Here is a 1,018-nt window from a genome sequence, read left to right on the forward strand (position 1 = left end):
TGTCGGGGAATATCCGTTTCCAGACAGAACAGGTCAAACCGTATCCGTCGCCAGGATAACCCGCTGGCTGGTATCATGTTCCCTGCTCTTCCCGATCGACAGGCAGGACGTTGATGCCGGGCCGCCAGTCATGCCAACAGAACGGCATGCGTTTTCCGCATTGAAGCTGACCGCCGTTTTACCCCGGTTGGCGTCTGTGCCGGGCATCTCTCGCTGAAAGGAAGGCGCTGCCCTATCCTGAACCCTGGTCCGCCCGTAATCGCGCAACGGGGATTGACCGCCCCACGCTGACCTTCTTGACCCGGTCGGATCAGGTATTCTGACACCGGGAACTTATGCGGGCTGGATAGCGCAGAGCCGTGTCCACGTGGCCCCGCCGACACACAGCGCCCCGAAGGTCGCGAAGAGGTAGGCCGGAATAGTGCCCATGTCGCCCATACCGCTGAACCCCAGCGTCATGCCGAACCCCGCCAGTGCGGCCGGCAGGGCGAGCAGGAACGACACCAATGTCCGGAGCGCGGGATCGCGCGAGGAGGCGAGGATCGCCTGACCGAACGCCAGCACCATGATCCCGGCGGCGATGCCCGCGAGGATGGCGTGAACGCCAGACATCATGGCATGGTCGTAGAGCATGGTGCAGACCATCGCCGCCACGAACAGCGGTGCGGCATAGACCGCGCAGAGAAACAGCAGCCAGCACAGGAAGCCGATACCGGCGAAACCCAGGACAATACCGAGACCGAGCAGCATGGATCGTGTCCTTTCCAAGAGAAGGAACACCACACACATGCCGAAACGATTCAGGAATATCCAGGAAATAGCATTGGAGTTTACGACCATTGGTTCACGATCAGGACAGCGCGCGGAGCGCGCCGGACCATGACCGAGGCGCCCCTGTTGGCGCCTTCCGCTCGCGCCGTGGACGCGGCGCGTTGCCCAGGCAGCATTGCGGCCCCGCTACCAGAAATGCCGTCTTTCCGCCCAGATCATTTGCGAGCCGGCCCGGCCGGCGAGCGCC

2 protein-coding genes are annotated in these 1,018 nt (G+C 63.1%); one reads left to right on the forward strand and one right to left on the reverse strand.

Features of this window, described 5'->3' with window-relative positions; translation table 11 throughout:
• A partial coding sequence (locus HUK82_RS17255; RefSeq protein ID WP_212648199.1) for a hypothetical protein occupies positions 1–217 on the forward strand: 217 nt, incomplete at its 5' end.
• 116 nt (positions 218–333) lie between these two features.
• Here HUK82_RS17255 and HUK82_RS16785 read toward each other — a convergent pair.
• Positions 334–750: a hypothetical protein gene (locus tag HUK82_RS16785; RefSeq protein ID WP_176614987.1), complete on the reverse strand. Its 417-nt coding sequence runs from the start codon at positions 748–750 to the stop codon at positions 334–336.
• Positions 751–1,018 lie beyond the last annotated feature (268 nt).

The organism is Ameyamaea chiangmaiensis (assembly GCF_013376175.1).
GTDB lineage: Bacteria > Pseudomonadota > Alphaproteobacteria > Acetobacterales > Acetobacteraceae > Ameyamaea > Ameyamaea chiangmaiensis.

Excerpts from the sequence above, each read along its gene's own strand:
- HUK82_RS16785 (WP_176614987.1), bottom strand. The coding sequence starts at position 750 with ATGCTGCTCGGTCTCGGTATTGTCCTGGGTTTCGCCGGTATCGGCTTC.